General features: G+C 68.0%; 16 protein-coding genes and 1 tRNA gene. 11 read left to right on the top strand and 6 right to left on the bottom strand.

The annotated features are described in order from the left end of the window. Positions 1–110 precede the first annotated feature (110 nt). The 5 genes from CEF10_RS05065 (at position 111) to CEF10_RS05045 (ending at position 5,161) form a co-directional block, all read left to right on the top strand. Positions 111–971: an SDR family oxidoreductase gene (locus CEF10_RS05065; protein WP_101066989.1), complete on the top strand. Its 861-nt coding sequence runs from the start codon at positions 111–113 to the stop codon at positions 969–971. 95 nt (positions 972–1,066) lie between these two features. Continuing rightward, positions 1,067–2,443: a phosphate ABC transporter permease subunit PstC gene (gene pstC, locus CEF10_RS05060; RefSeq protein WP_101066987.1), complete on the top strand. Its 1,377-nt coding sequence runs from the start codon at positions 1,067–1,069 to the stop codon at positions 2,441–2,443. Beyond that, positions 2,436–3,743: a phosphate ABC transporter permease PstA gene (gene pstA / locus CEF10_RS05055; RefSeq protein ID WP_101066985.1), complete on the top strand. Its 1,308-nt coding sequence runs from the start codon at positions 2,436–2,438 to the stop codon at positions 3,741–3,743. The genes pstC and pstA overlap by 8 nt, the downstream gene beginning before the upstream one ends. A gap of 5 nt (positions 3,744–3,748) precedes the next feature. After that, complete coding sequence (pstB, locus tag CEF10_RS05050) at positions 3,749–4,561, top strand: phosphate ABC transporter ATP-binding protein PstB (RefSeq protein WP_101066983.1); 813 nt, start codon at positions 3,749–3,751, stop codon at positions 4,559–4,561. A 51-nt stretch (positions 4,562–4,612) separates the two neighbouring features. Continuing rightward, entirely contained in the window at positions 4,613–5,161 is a 549-nt protein-coding gene (locus tag CEF10_RS05045) for a manganese efflux pump MntP (protein ID WP_101066981.1), read from the top strand. Here the strand turns inward: CEF10_RS05045 and CEF10_RS05040 are convergent. Continuing rightward, positions 5,158–6,084, bottom strand: a complete 927-nt coding sequence (locus CEF10_RS05040; protein ID WP_101066978.1) for a histone deacetylase family protein — start codon at positions 6,082–6,084, stop codon at positions 5,158–5,160. The genes CEF10_RS05045 and CEF10_RS05040 overlap by 4 nt on opposite strands. A 205-nt stretch (positions 6,085–6,289) precedes the next feature. Here CEF10_RS05040 and rsfS point away from each other — a divergent pair, with 205 nt between their 5' ends. Both rsfS and rlmH read left to right on the top strand, forming a co-directional pair. After that, complete coding sequence (rsfS, locus tag CEF10_RS05035) at positions 6,290–6,697, top strand: ribosome silencing factor (RefSeq protein WP_198586147.1); 408 nt, start codon at positions 6,290–6,292, stop codon at positions 6,695–6,697. After that, positions 6,698–7,168 (top strand): 23S rRNA (pseudouridine(1915)-N(3))-methyltransferase RlmH, encoded by a 471-nt coding sequence (rlmH, locus tag CEF10_RS05030; protein WP_101066976.1) that lies wholly within the window; start codon positions 6,698–6,700, stop codon positions 7,166–7,168. 10 nt (positions 7,169–7,178) lie between these two features. Here the strand turns inward: rlmH and aroC are convergent, their stop codons facing one another. From aroC to CEF10_RS05015, 3 genes are all read right to left on the bottom strand, one after another. Further along, complete coding sequence (gene aroC, locus CEF10_RS05025; protein WP_101066974.1) at positions 7,179–8,282, bottom strand: chorismate synthase; 1,104 nt, start codon at positions 8,280–8,282, stop codon at positions 7,179–7,181. 106 nt (positions 8,283–8,388) lie between these two features. Continuing rightward, positions 8,389–8,464, bottom strand: a tRNA-Ala gene (locus CEF10_RS05020). Positions 8,465–8,548: 84 nt separating this feature from the next. Beyond that, positions 8,549–8,875, bottom strand: coding sequence for a TIGR02300 family protein (locus CEF10_RS05015; RefSeq protein WP_101066972.1), 327 nt, complete (start codon positions 8,873–8,875; stop codon positions 8,549–8,551). 121 nt (positions 8,876–8,996) lie between these two features. Here CEF10_RS05015 and CEF10_RS05010 point away from each other — a divergent pair, with 121 nt between their 5' ends. Genes CEF10_RS05010 through CEF10_RS05000 form a run of 3 tightly spaced genes read left to right on the top strand, consistent with a single transcriptional unit; the run spans position 8,997 to position 11,567 of the window. Then, positions 8,997–9,689, top strand: coding sequence for a M48 family metallopeptidase (locus tag CEF10_RS05010; protein ID WP_101066970.1), 693 nt, complete (start codon positions 8,997–8,999; stop codon positions 9,687–9,689). Between the two features lie 31 nt (positions 9,690–9,720). Further along, a complete protein-coding gene (locus CEF10_RS05005; protein ID WP_101066967.1) occupies positions 9,721–10,368 on the top strand; it encodes a GntR family transcriptional regulator in 648 nt (215 codons plus the stop codon). Positions 10,369–10,403: 35 nt separating this feature from the next. Next, positions 10,404–11,567 (top strand): cation:proton antiporter, encoded by a 1,164-nt coding sequence (locus tag CEF10_RS05000; protein ID WP_101066965.1) that lies wholly within the window; start codon positions 10,404–10,406, stop codon positions 11,565–11,567. Between the two features lie 9 nt (positions 11,568–11,576). On the opposite strand, the gene CEF10_RS04995 is transcribed toward CEF10_RS05000, so the two are convergent. Continuing rightward, positions 11,577–12,539 (bottom strand): acetyl-CoA carboxylase carboxyltransferase subunit alpha, encoded by a 963-nt coding sequence (locus CEF10_RS04995; RefSeq protein ID WP_101066963.1) that lies wholly within the window; start codon positions 12,537–12,539, stop codon positions 11,577–11,579. Between the two features lie 76 nt (positions 12,540–12,615). After that, the gene (locus CEF10_RS04990; protein WP_101067104.1) at positions 12,616–13,224 is read right to left on the bottom strand and encodes a LysE family translocator; all 609 of its coding nucleotides are present in this window, start codon (positions 13,222–13,224) and stop codon (positions 12,616–12,618) included. Between the two features lie 82 nt (positions 13,225–13,306). Between CEF10_RS04990 and CEF10_RS04985 the strand changes: the two genes are divergently transcribed. Then, positions 13,307–13,750 carry an Lrp/AsnC family transcriptional regulator gene (locus CEF10_RS04985; RefSeq protein WP_101066961.1) on the top strand — a complete coding sequence of 148 codons (444 nt, stop codon included), beginning with the start codon at positions 13,307–13,309 and terminating at the stop codon, positions 13,748–13,750. Positions 13,751–13,807: the final 57 nt, after the last annotated feature.

Below are 13,807 nucleotides of genomic sequence, written 5' to 3'. Positions count from 1 at the left end.
AGTTGTTGCGGAGTATGCCACCGAAGCGCGAAAGCCGCCAGATACCCCGATCGTACCGGCGGAAGCCCGCCCGCCTTGCCAACGCCAGTGCCTGCCTACATTAAGGGGCCATGAGCAAGACACTTCTTTCTTTCGGTCACGGGTATTCCGCCCGCGCGCTGGCGAATCTCCTGTTGCCCCGGGGCTGGACGATCCACGGCACGACCCGCAGCCCCGACAAGGCCGAGGCCCTGCGCGCAGAGGGCATCCACCCCGTCATCTGGCCCGGCGGCGACCTTGACCCGGCTTTGGCAGCGGCCAGACATGTGCTCGTGTCCGCCGGCCCGGACGCCGAGGGCGACCCGGTGCTGCGCCGGTGTGGCGATGCCATCGCCGAAATCGCCCCGCGGCTCGAATGGGCCGGTTACCTGTCGACCACGGGCGTCTACGGCGACCACGGCGGCGGCTGGGTGGACGAATCCACGCCGCTGGCGCCCTCCACCGACCGTGGGCGCGCGCGCGTCGCGGCCGAAGCGGAATGGCAGGCGATCACGGGCCTGCCGCTGCACATCTTCCGGCTGGCGGGCATCTACGGCCCCGGGCGCGGCCCGTTCGAGAAGGTCCGCCGCGGCACCGCGCGCCGGATCGTCAAGCAGGGCCAGGTGTTCAGCCGGATCCACGTCGATGACATCGCTCAGGTGCTCGCGGCCTCCATCGCGCGGCCCGACCCCGGCGCGGTCTACAACCTGTGCGATGACGACCCGGCCCCGCCGCAGGACGTGATCGCCCATGCAGCCCAGCTTCTGGGCGCGCCGATGCCGCCCGAGGTTCCCTTCGAACAGGCCGAGATGTCGCCGATGGCGCGCAGTTTCTACGCCGAGTCGAAGCGCGTCGCGAACGACCGCATCAAGACGGAACTGGGGGTGAAGCTGCTTTACCCCAGCTACCGCGACGGTCTGCCGGCGCTGCTGGAGGCCGCGCAAGAGACGTGACCTGCCCCGCCGGGCCACGCTGACGCACCCTGGCGGGCTGTTACAAAACCGTAAAGAACGATCGTTAACGGTTGTCGGGAGTTCGAGGGACTTCGATGACACCGGCAATCGCGACCTACGGCGTTCTGCTGCTTTCCGTGTTCGGCTACTTGCTGGGGCTGCGCTGGGCGCTCCGGCTCGAAGCCGGACGTGTGCGCGCCATGCATTCGCGCCCCTATTACCACGGCATGTGGGTCGCGCTGTGCATGTTGCTGCCCGCGGTGATCTTCCTTCTGGCGGGCCTCGCGCTGAAAAGCTTCGTGCCGGAATGGATCGTCGTGCGCGGGCTGCCCGCCGATTACATGGAGGGCAAGCGCGCCTCGCTCGTGGCGGCGCGGTTGTGGTCCATCGCCAACGAACAGTTCGGCGTCAGCAACGTGCAGCCGCTGGAGCAGGCGGCGGCCGACCGGCTGGTGTGGCTCAACAAGCTGGCCGACTGGATCATCGGGCTGGGTGCGCTGGTGATCTCGATCCTGATGGGCCTCTATGCGCTGCGCCCGATCGACCGCGCCTTCCAGGCGCGCAACGCGACCGAACGGATCTTCCTGTGGATCCTCATCGCCTGTTCGGCCGTGGCGATCCTGACCACCGTGGGCATCGTGTTCACGCTGATCTTCGACTCGCTGCGGTTCTTCGCGATGGTCTCGCCCACCGAGTTCTTCTTCGGCCTCAACTGGCGTCCGATCACCGCGATCCGCGAGGGCCAGCTGGGCCAGGAAGGTTCCTTCGGGTTCATCCCGGTCCTCGTCGGCACCACGCAGATCGCCATGCTGGCGATGCTGGTGGCTGGGCCGATCGGGCTGTTCTCGGCCATATACATGGTCGAATTCGCACCCCACGGGGTGCGCTCCACCGCCAAGCCGGTGATCGAGGTGCTCGCCGGGATCCCCACGGTCGTCTACGGGTTCTTCGCCGCGACGCTGGTCGCGCCGCTGGTACGCGATTTCGGCGAAAGCCTCGGGATTCCATCAAGTTCCGAGTCCGCGCTGGCCGCGGGCGCGGTGATGGGCATCATGATCATCCCCTTCGTCAGCTCGTTGTCGGACGATGTCATCAGCTCGGTGCCCGGACGGCTGCGGCAGGCGGCCTATTCGCTGGGCGCGACGAGGGGAGAGACGATCGTGCGCGTGGTGCTGCCCGCCGCATTGCCGGGGCTGGTCAGCGCCATGGTGCTGGCCACCAGCCGCGCCATCGGCGAGACGATGATCGTGGTGATGGCCGCGGGGCTGGCGGCGAACCTGACGCTCAACCCCTTCGAGGCGGTGACCACGATCACCGTGCAGATCACCACCGTGCTGACCGGCGACCAGCCCTTCGACAGCCCGATGACCCTGTCGGCCTTCGCGCTGGCGCTGGCGCTGTTCGCGATCACGCTGATGCTCAACCTCTTCGCCCTCCAGGTGATGGAGAGATACAGGGACCAGTATGACTGACCGGCCCGAAAACTTCACCGAATGGTATACCTCGGAACGGTTCAACGTCGGCGTGCGGCGCCGGCGCACGCGCGAGGGGGTGCTGCGTGGCCTCGGCATGGTGTCGATCCTGCTGGCGGTCACCATGCTGGTCACCTTGTTCGGCAGCATTTTCTACCAGGCGCGAACCGCCTTCGTGCAGACACAGATCGGGCTCGAGGTCGCGCTGCCCGCGGCAGAGTTCGACGGCGGCACTCAGGCCGGCGCGGACGCGATCAAGGACGTCAACTTCCGCGGCCTGGTGGCGGACGCGTTGTATGCAAGCCTCGGCGGGCGCCCGGACAGCCGCGGCGCACGCCGCGAGATGCTGGCGCTCATCAGCGCCGACGCGAGCTTCCAGTTGATGGAACGCGTCATCGAGGAACCGTCGCTGATCGGGCAGCAGTCACGCTTCTGGCTGCCGGCCTCCGACGACATGCACAACATCGTGCAGGGCGTGGTGGACCGTGACGTGACCGAGGACGACCGCCGCACCAGCGATGCACAGATCAACTGGATCGAGCGGTTGGAGGATCAGGGCATGGTCCGCTCGGCCTTCGCCTGGGACCTGCTGCTGCGCAACGACAGCCGCGACCCTGAAGTGGCCGGCATATTTGCCGGCGTCGTCGGCTCGGCGCTGATGCTGACGGTCACGCTGGTGGTCAGCCTGCCGCTGGGCGTGGCCGCCGCGGTCTACCTCGAGGAATTCGCGCCGAAGAACTGGTTCACCCGGCTGATCGACGTGAACATCCGCAACCTCGCCGCCGTCCCCTCGATCGTCTTCGGCCTGCTGGCGCTCGCCGTCTTCATACGCGTCTTCGGCATGCCGCGCTCCAGCCCACTGGTGGGCGGGCTGGCGCTCTCGCTGCTGACGCTTCCCACCATGATCATCGCCGCGCGCGCGGCCATCGCCGCCGTGCCGCCCTCGCTGCGCACCGCCGCGATGGAACTGGGCGCCTCGAAGATGCAGACGGTGTCGAAGGTGGTCCTGCCCAATGCGCTGCCGGGGATCCTGACGGGCACCATCATCTCTATGGCCGAGGCGTTGGGCGAGACCGCGCCGCTGCTGATGATCGGCATGGTGGCCTTCGTGGCGGATGCGCCCAGCAGCTTCCTTGACCCAGCGGCGCCGCTGCCGGTGCAGATCTACACCTGGTCGACGAGCCCCGAACGCGCCTTCGCCGCCAAGACGGCGGCGGCGATCATCGTCCTGCTTCTTTTCCTCTTCCTGATGAATGCGGCGGCGATCTACCTGCGCGACCGCGTGCAAAAGAAATGGTGAGCCCGATGGAAACCACGCTGGAGAAACCCGAAACCGCCCCGGACCGCGCCGCGGCGGGGCATGAAACCAAGATGGAATGCAGCGAGGTGAACGTCTTCTACGGCGACTTCCACGCCATCAGGGACGCCACGCTGAACGTCCATGCGCGCGAGGTGCTGGCACTGATGGGGCCGTCCGGCTGCGGCAAGACCACCTTCCTGCGCTGCCTGAACCGGATGAACGACGCGATCGAGAATTCGCGCGTCACGGGCCGGATCCTGCTCGACGGGCAGGACATCTATGCCCCCGCCATCGACCCTGTGCACATCCGCACGCGGGTCGGCATGGTCGCGCAGGCGCCCAACCCGTTCCCCAAGTCGGTCTATGACAACATCGCCTTCGGTCCACGGCTGCACGGCTTCGTCAAGGGCCGCGCGGAAATGGACCAGCTGGTCGAGCACAGCCTGCGCCGTGCCGGGCTGTGGGACGAGGTCAAGGACAAGCTGGACGAACGCGGCACAGACCTGTCGGGCGGCCAGCAACAACGGCTTTGCATCGCGCGCGCCATCGCCAACGACCCCGAGGTCCTGCTGATGGACGAACCCGTCTCGTCGCTGGACCCGAACGCGGCGGCCATCATCGAGGACCTGATCACCGAGCTGTCCGAGGATTATTCCATCGTCCTGATCACCCACTCGATGGAACAGACAAGGCGGGTGGCCGACCGGACGGCGTTCTTCTATCTCGGAGAGATCGCCGAGATCGGCATCACCCAAGACGTCTTCGACAATCCGCGCGATCCGCGGACGGTCGACTTCATCCGCGGCGCCTTCGGCTGACGCCCACAAGACGCTTGCCGCCGGCCCGGCCATCGGTCAAGGACAGGCCACATGTGGCTGCAACTGGCGATTCTCGGCGCGGTGATCGGCGCCAACAACTTCTCGGCGGCCCTTGCACTTGGCGCGCTGGGGCAGGCACGACGCCGCTGGCGCATCGCCGGAACCTTCGCCGCCTTCGAGTTCACGGTGCCGCTTCTGGGCATCTGGCTGGGGCAGGCCACCGCGGAGTTCGTCGCGGGGCGGGCGGACTGGCTGGGCCCCGCGCTGCTGGCAGGGCTGGGCCTGTGGACCCTGTTCGAGACGACGCGCGACACGCGCGACCGCGAGGCGCTTGGCGCCTGGCTGACCGGCTGGCGCGAACTGGTGCTTCTGGCCGCCGGGCTGTCGGTGGACAACCTCGTGGTCGGGGTGAGCCTCGGCCTGGAAGGCATCCCGCCACTGGCCATGGCGGCCACCATCATGGGGTTTTCCGTCACCTTCACGCTCATCGGTCTCGAATTGGGCGGGCGCGTGCGCCACAGCTACGAGACCGCCAGCGAACTGGTCTCGGGCGGTCTGCTTCTGGCCGTCGCCTGGGCCGTCTGGAGCGGCTGGCTCTAGCCTCCGGCGGCGATCAGCGCGTCGACATGCGTCGCGGCGCTGGCCGCCAGCGCATCAAGGTCGTAGCCGCCTTCGAGGTTCGAGACGAGCCGCCCGTCGCAGTGATGCGCGGCAACTTCGCACAGCCGCTCGGTCACCCAGGCGAAATCCGCCTCGGTCAGCTCCATCCCGGCCAGCGGGTCAGCGGCATGGGCGTCGAACCCCGCCGAAACGAGCAGCAGCTCGGGCGCGAAATCCCGGACCCGCGGCAGCACCTTGTCCTCGATCGCCGCCCGGAACGCCTCGGAGCCGTCACCGGCAGCCATGGCCACGTTGACCACCGTGTTGTGCGGCCCGGTGTCGCGCGGATCGCCGGTACCGGGAAACAGCGGCATCTGGTGGGTGGAACAGAACAGGACACGCGCATCGTCCTCCAGCAGGTTCTGCGTGCCGTTGCCGTGGTGAACGTCGAAATCCACGACCGCCACGCGCGACAGCCCGTGGTGGTCCAGCGCGTGTTTCGCCGCCACCGCGAGCGTCCCGAACAGGCAGAATCCCATCGCGGTCTCGTATTCCGCGTGGTGTCCCGGCGGACGGCAGGCGACGAAGGCGTTGGTCGCCTCGCCGGCCATGACCATGTCCACTGCGCGCACCGCCCCGCCCGCGGCGCGAAACGCCGCGGTGAGCGATCCGGGCGACATCCATGTGTCCGGATCCAGCGCAACGCGGCCATCTTCGGGCGCCGCCCGGCGCAGCGCGGCAAGGTGTGCCGGCGGGTGCACACGCAGGATGTCGTCCTCGGCCGCCAACGGCGCCTTGATGCGCAAAAGGTCGCGGCCCTCCAGCGCGGGCAGCAACGCCTCCAGCCGCGCCACCCGCTCGGGGTGCCCCGGCGGGGTGACGTGATCGAGACAGTCCTCGTGGGTGATCAGCGCAGTCGTCATCCGCCCCTCCTCGGTTCTTGCCGCCAGAAGATCGCAATCGCGCAGGCCTGTCCAGTGGCACCGCGCAGACGCGCCTTGTCGCAGCGCCTTCAAACACAACCGGGCCGCGACATTGAGATTTCACACGCGCGATGCTACCTTGAAACCATGCCCGGCACCGGGGCACGGCCGGTGCGCAACCAAGGAGGACAATGTCCTGTCTGTTATGGCTGATGCGGCAGGAACTGCCGAGCAAGGTGCGCCCATGATGGGCGCCGCACAGAACGCGACCAGCGAAGACCAGCTTGCGCGTGTCCTATCCTCGCTTTCCGAAGACAAGGCCGAAGACGTCGTGCAGATCGACCTGCGCGGCAAGTCGCCCATGGGTGACTACATGATCATCTGTTCCGGCCGGTCCTCGCGGCAGGTGACATCGATCTCGCAGAAACTGGTCGAACGTCTCAAGCAGGATCTGGGCGTACTCGCCCGGATGGAAGGCGGCGAGGCCGGCGACTGGGTCCTGATCGACACCGGCGACGTGATTGTCCACGTCTTCCGGCCGGAGGTGCGCGAATTCTACCAGCTCGAGAAGATGTGGCTGCCCGCGCAACAGGCCGCGGCGACACAGGGCTGAATGCGCATCCACCTTTGCGTGGCGGGGCGGCTGCGGTCCGGCCCCGAGCGCGATTTGACCGAAGATTACCTCGCCCGGTTCGAGAAGACGGGCCGGGCTCTCGGACTGGGGCCCGCGCAACTCCATGAAATCGAGGCCCGCAAGGGCAGCGGCCCGGCCGCCGAGGCGACGTTGCTGCGCCGTGCCATTCCCAAGGGGGCTGTCACCGTCGCACTGGACGAACGCGGAAAAGCGCTGTCGTCACGGCAGTTCGCGCAGAGACTGGCCCAGTGGCGCGACACCGGCCGCAACGATACAGCCTTCTTGATCGGGGGCGCCGACGGTTTGGACCCGGGCCTGCGCGCGGCGGCGGATCTCAGGCTTTCTTTCGGGCCGATGGTCTGGCCGCACATGCTGGCGCGCGTGATGCTGGCCGAACAGCTCTACCGCGCCGCAGCCATCCTTGCCGGCACACCCTATCACCGCGATTGACAGGGGTGTCTCAGCCGATGCTGCCGCGCGGGCCGTCGCCGACCTGCCCGCGGTGCAGCAGCATGTGATCGAGCAGAACGCAGGCGGCCATCGCTTCGCCCACCGGCACGGCGCGGATGCCCACGCAAGGGTCGTGCCGGCCCTTGGTCACGACCTCGGTCGCGCTGCCGTCGGTCCGGATCGAGCGGCGCGGCGTCAGGATGGACGACGTGGGCTTCACGGCGAAACGCACCACTATGTCCTGCCCCGTCGAGATGCCGCCGAGGATACCGCCGGCGTGGTTCGAGGTGAACTCGGGCCCGTCGTCGCCCATCACGATCTCGTCGGCGTTGTCGGTGCCTTTCAGCCGCGCGGCGGCCATGCCCTCGCCGAGTTCCACGCCCTTGACGGCGTTGATGCTCATCATCGCGGCCGCCAGGTCGGTATCGAGCTTGCCGTAGACCGGCGCGCCCAGTCCCGCCGGGACACCGCGCGCGGCAACCTCGATCTCGGCCCCCACGGAATCCTGCGCCTTGCGGATCTCCCGAAGGTAAGCGGCCCAGTCCGCCGCCGCCTGCGCATCCGGCACCCAGAAATCGTTGGCCGCGATCTGGTCCCAGTCGAAGCGGGTCCGGTCGATCGCCATCTCGCCCATCCGGGTCATGTAACCCCGGATCTCCAGCCCCGGCGCGAGGTCGGCCAGAACCGCACGCGCGACGCCGCCGGCCGCCACCCGCGCCGCCGTCTCGCGCGCGCTGCTGCGTCCGCCGCCGCGGTAATCGCGGTGGCCGTATTTCAGGTGATAGGTGATATCGGCATGGCCCGGCCGGAAGGTGCGCGCGATCTCGCCGTAGTCGCGCGACCTCTGGTCGGTGTTCTCGATCATCAGCTGGATGGGCGTGCCGGTCGTGCGCCCCTCAAACACCCCCGACAGGATGCGCACCGCGTCGGGTTCCTGTCGCTGGGTGGTGTGCTTGCTCTGCCCCGGACGGCGCCGGTCGAGCCAGTGCTGCAGCATGGCCTCGTCCAGCACCACGCCGGGGGGGCAGCCGTCGACCGTGGCGCCCAGCGCGGGCCCGTGGCTTTCGCCCCATGTGGTGACGCGGAACAGGTGACCGAAAGTGTTGAGGCTCATGCGCGGGCTCCTTTGCCCGTGGGTCTAGTGCGGGCCGCGTTCCGCCTCAAGCCGAAACGCGTCGCCGCCGGGCCCGCGCCCCGCATGCAATTGTCGAATTGGGAATTGGTGGAGCCTAGGGGGATCGAACCCCTGACCTCTTGCATGCCATGCAAGCGCTCTCCCAGCTGAGCTAAGGCCCCGATGGACACGGACCCGCCGGTCCGCCGCCGCTGTCTAGGCAAAGCCGCCGACGGGATCAAGCGGAAAATCCCGCCGTCCGCCGGTCAGCTTTCGCTGTCGTCCGATGCCACGTCCGTGATGTCGTCGAGCGAGACGTTGTCGTCCTCGTCGTCTTCCAGAACGTCATCGCCGAGATCGACATCGACCGAGTCGCCCTCGTCGATCACCTCGCTGCTTTGCGTGGACTCTTCCTGCTTGTTCTTCTTGGTCTCGGCGTCCTCGGTATCGGCCGTGATCGTCCGGCTCTTGCCGGTGTCCAGCTCGACGATCTCGCCGGTGTATGGGCTCACGATCGGGTCCTTGTTGAGGTCGTAGAAACGCTTCCCGGTGGTCGGGCAAACACGCTTTACGCCCCATTCTTCCTTGGGCATGGGCAAGTCCCTTTGCATCTTTGTCTTGTCGACGGTTCGCGCCACCTGCCATAACCGCCCACAGGTGTCAAAACCTTTGAATCGACGGCGCGCACGGGCGCGCGGCAACCTGCGGAACGGCATGCGCGACCATCTTCTTCCCGGCGAACCGCCCGTGGCGCTGACGCTGCGCCGATCCTCGCGCGCACGTCGGATTTCGTTGCGTGTCTCGGGCCTTGACGGCCGGGTGACACTGACCGTCCCGACGGGCGTGCGCGAGGCCGAGGCACTTGATTTCGCCCGCTCCAAGGCCGGCTGGCTGCGCGACCGGCTGCGCCGTCAGCCCGGACGGGTGCGCGTGGCCGCCGGTGCGGAGGTGCCCTATCGCGGCGAGGGTGTGCGAATCACGCCGGCCGACGGGCGGCGCGTGCGCCTGCATGGCGACACGCTGCTCGTGCCCGGTGATGCTGACGGCACCGCGGCGCGCGTGCGTGCCTTTCTGCGCGAACAGGCGCGCGCCCGCCTTGCCGCGGCCTCGGACCGGCATGCCAGCGCGCTGGGCCGCGCGCATGGCCGGATCACCCTGCGCGACACAAGATCGCGGTGGGGGTCGTGTTCGTCGGCCGGGCGGCTGATGTATTCGTGGCGTCTCATCATGGCGCCCGATCCGGTGCTCGACTATGTCGCCGCCCATGAGGTCGCGCACCTGGAGGAAATGAACCATTCGCCGGCCTTCTGGCGGATCGTCGCCGATCTTTGCCCCGGCTTCGACGGCCCCCGCCGGTGGCTGCGCGAGAACGGCGCGGCGCTGCACCGCTATGATTTCGGAGATTGACCGCCACGCCTTTCGTGATCACAAATGATCCATGCTGCTCAACCCGAAACCCGATCCGGCGCCCGTCGCACATGACCGTGTCTATCGCGGGTTGCGCACGCGCATCATGCACGGCGAACTGGCACCCGGCACCGCGCTGACCCTGCGCGGAGTGGGCCGCGATTTCGATGTCTCCATGACGCCGGCACGCGAAGCCGTCCGCAGGCTGGCAGCCGAGGGGGCGCTGACGCTGTCAAGCTCGGGCCGGGTCTCCACGCCGGAACTGAGCCACGAACGGATCGAGGAACTGGCGGCGCTGCGCGCGCTGCTGGAGGTCGAGCTGGCCAGCCGCGCCCTGCCGCGCGCGCACATCGCCCTGATCGAGCGCCTGCAACGCATCAACACGAAGTTCGGCGAGGAGATCGCCCGCCACGACGCCGTGGGCTACATCCGCCGCAACCTCGAGTTCCACCGCACGCTCTACCTGCGGGCGCAGGCGCCGGCGATGCTGGCGATGGCCGAAACGGTCTGGCTGCAACTGGGCCCGACGATGCGCGCGCTTTATGGCCGGCTGGACCGCAAGGAGCCGCCGCACTACCACCGGCTCATCATCTCGGCATTGAAGGCCGGCGACGAACCCGGCCTTCGCCTCGCGGTGCGGTCGGATGTCACGCAGGGCTTGAAGATGCTGACCGGCTAGGCTTCCCTGCCGGTGTATTCGCTGCCGGAGACGCGATGGACCTGCCGGTCATCTTCACAGCGCTGGGTGCGCTCTTTCTCGTGGGCCTTCTCGCGGACGAAGTGGGGCGGCGCACGCGCCTGCCGCGTGTCACGCTTTTGCTGGCCTGCGGCCTTGCCGTGGGGAAATCGGGGTTCGACCTGATCCCGCCCGAGATGCAGGCGCTTTACGATCTGCTGTCGGCGATTGCCCTGACGATGATCGCCTTCCTGCTGGGGAGTTCCCTGACGCGCGACAACCTCGTCCGGCATGGCCGCGCGATCCTGTCCGTTTCCGCGCTGATCGTGGTGGTGACCCTGACGCTGGTCAGCGGCGGGCTGTGGCTGGCCGGCGTTCCCGGGCCGGTTGCGCTTTTGCTGGGCGGGATCGCGACGGCCACCGATCCCGCCGCCAGCCGCGACGTCATCCACCAGATCGGGGCCTCGGGCGACTTCGTCGAGATGGTCAAGGGGGTCGTGGCCATCGACGACGCCTGGGGGCTCATGGCGTTTTCCATCGCGGCGGTGTTCGCCCAAGGCCTTGCCGGCCAGATGGACCTGTCCATGTTCGGCACCGCGGGTCGGGAAATCGGCGGCGCGCTGGGGCTGGGCATCGCGCTCGGTTTGCCCGCCGCCTATCTCACCGGCCGGATCAGCCGCGGCGAACCGTTGCAGAGCGAGGCACTGGGTGTCGTCTTCCTGACTGCCGGACTGGCGAAATGGGCCGAGGTGTCCTTCCTGCTGGCAGGCATGACGGCCGGGCTCATCATCGCCAATCTCGCGCGCCACCACGACCGCGCGTTCCACGAAATCGAACACATCCAGTGGCCCTTCATGATCCTGTTCTTCGTCCTGGCCGGGGCCTCGCTGGACGCCACGACGCTGGCCGATCTCGGGCTCGTCGGCGGGGCCTTCTTCGTGCTGCGGATGCTGGGCCGCATCATCGGTGGCTGGATCGGGGGCGCCGTCGCCGGCGCTCCGCCGGCGCAGCGGCCATGGTTCGGGGTGGCGCTCTTGCCGCAGGCGGGCGTTGCCGTCGGCATGGCACTTGTCGCAGCGCAGGAGTTTCCCGACTCCCGCGACCTGATCCTGACGCTGACCATCGGCACGACCGTGGCCTTCGAGCTGATCGGTCCCCCCGCCACCCTGCTCGCCGTTCGCCGGGTGCAGGCCCGAGGGTAGCGCGCGGCCTCAGCCGGCGAGGCCCTTGGCCCCCATCTTCAGGAACTTGTCGCGCCGGTCCCTGACCAGCTTCTTCCGGCTCTTGGCATCGAGTTCGCTGAGCATGGCATGCAGTGTCTTGCCCACCGCGTCGATCGTGGCGTCGCGGTCGCGGTGGGCCCCGCCAAGGGGTTCGTCCACGATCCGGTCGGCCACGCCCAGACGGGTGAGGTCCTGCGCGGTCAGCCGCAGCGCCTCGGCGGCCTCGCGCATCTTCTCGGAGTCCTTCCAGAGAATGCTCGCGCAGCCCTCGGGCGAAATCACCGAGTAGACGGAATGTTCCAGCATCGCGACACGGTTGGCGCTGGCCAGCGCGACGGCGCCGCCCGAGCCGCCCTCTCCGATGACGACGCTGACCAGCGGCACGCCGATCTCGAGGCAGGTCTCGGTGCTGCGCGCGATCGCCTCGCTCTGGCCGCGTTCCTCGGCGCCCTTGCCGGGATAGGCGCCGGGCGTGTCCACCAGCGTGATGACCGGAAGACCGAACCGGTCGGCCATTTCCATAAGCCGGATCGCCTTGCGGTAGCCTTCGGGCCGGGCCATGCCGAAGTTCCGTTCGATCCGGGACTTGGTGTCGTGGCCCTTTTCCTGACCGATCACCACGACGGGCCGGTCGTCCAGGCGGGCCAGCCCGCCCATGATCGCCTGGTCGTCGGCGAAATTCCGGTCGCCGGCCAGCGGCGTGAACTCGGAAAACAGCGCCTTGATGTAGTCGCGGCAATGCGGGCGCTCGGGATGCCGCGCGACCTGGCATTTCCGCCAGGGCGTGAGATCCTTGTAAAGCTCGCGCAGCATCTCGTCGGCCTTCTTGTCCAGCGCGCTGGCCTCGGTCTCGACGTCCATCTCGGGGCTCTGCCGCGCCATCGCGCGCAGCTCCTCCGCCTTGCCTTCGATCTCGGCCAGCGGCTTCTCGAAGTCGAGATAGTTGGTCATGGTGTGCTCCGCGTGTGTCGCGTCGCGTTATGGCTGGATGGCGGGCTTTTTGCAATCGCTCGCGTCGGCGCTGCGGTCAGCCGCCCCCGGGCCAGAGAACGGGAATCAGCGTCGCCACGAGAAGCGCGGCCATCGCCCGGTTGAACATGCGCAGCCGCGCGGGACGATCGAGCAACCGGCGCAGTTGCTGGCCCAGCACGGTCCAGCTTGTCGTGCTGATGGCCGAAACGCCCACGTAGGTGCTGGCAACCCACAGAACGGCGGCGACATCCCGGCTGGCTGCATAAAGCGTGATCGCCGAAAGCGCCATGCTCCATGCCTTGGGATTGACCCACTGGAAAGCGGCAGCCTGCAGGAAGGTCAGCGGATGTCCCGCGGCCGCCGTGCCATCGGTCTCGGGCGGGGCGGCGTTGGCAATCTTCCAAGCGAGATAGAGCAGATAGGCCACGCAGGCGGTCTTGAGCAGCGTGTAGCTCAGCGGCCAGAGGTCGAACACCTGCATGACCCCTATTCCCACCAGCACCACCATCGACGGAAAGCCCAGCCCGATGCCCAGCATGTGCGGCACCGTCCGGCGAAACCCGAAGTTCGCGCCCGAGGCCATGAGCATCAGGTTGTTCGGCCCCGGCGTGATGACGGTCACGAGGGCGAAGGTGGCCAGCGCGGTGAAAAGCTCGAGTGTCATGCGTGCAAACCTATGCGCCGAGACGCGCAGCGTTGTTGCGAAATTTTGCGATTCGGGCCGGAAGATGCAATCAATCGTCGTCATGGACGATATCGATCACCGGATATTGCGCGCGCTGTCGCGCGACGGGCGGATGAGCAACCTGCAACTGGCCGAGACCGTCGGTCTTTCGCCCTCGGCCTGTCTGCGGCGGGTGGCGGCGCTGGAACGGGCGGGCGTGATCCGCGGTTACCGCGTGGTGCTCGACCGCGGGGCGCTCGGCGTGGGCTTTACCGCCTATGTCACCGTGGGGCTGAATTCGCACACCAAGGCCAGCCAGGAGGCGTTCGAGCGCGCGATGGACCGCGCCCCCGAGGTCGTGGAATGCCACAACATCACCGGGGCGGTGGAATACCTGCTTCGGGTCGAGGCGGCGGACCTGTCCGCCTACAAGAGTTTCCACACCGACGTGCTCGGCACGTTGCCGCAGGTCAACGCGATCACCTCCTACGTGGTCATGGGGTCCCCGAAGGACGACCGTGCCTGACGTCGCGGGGATTGTGCGACCTCTCCATCCGCATTAGCGGTTGTTCCGAGCGCCGAA

The sequence above is a fragment of the Roseovarius salinarum genome (assembly GCF_002834145.1).
GTDB classification, from domain to species: domain Bacteria; phylum Pseudomonadota; class Alphaproteobacteria; order Rhodobacterales; family Rhodobacteraceae; genus Roseovarius; species Roseovarius salinarum.
This window is presented reverse-complemented; position numbering and strand designations above follow the sequence as displayed.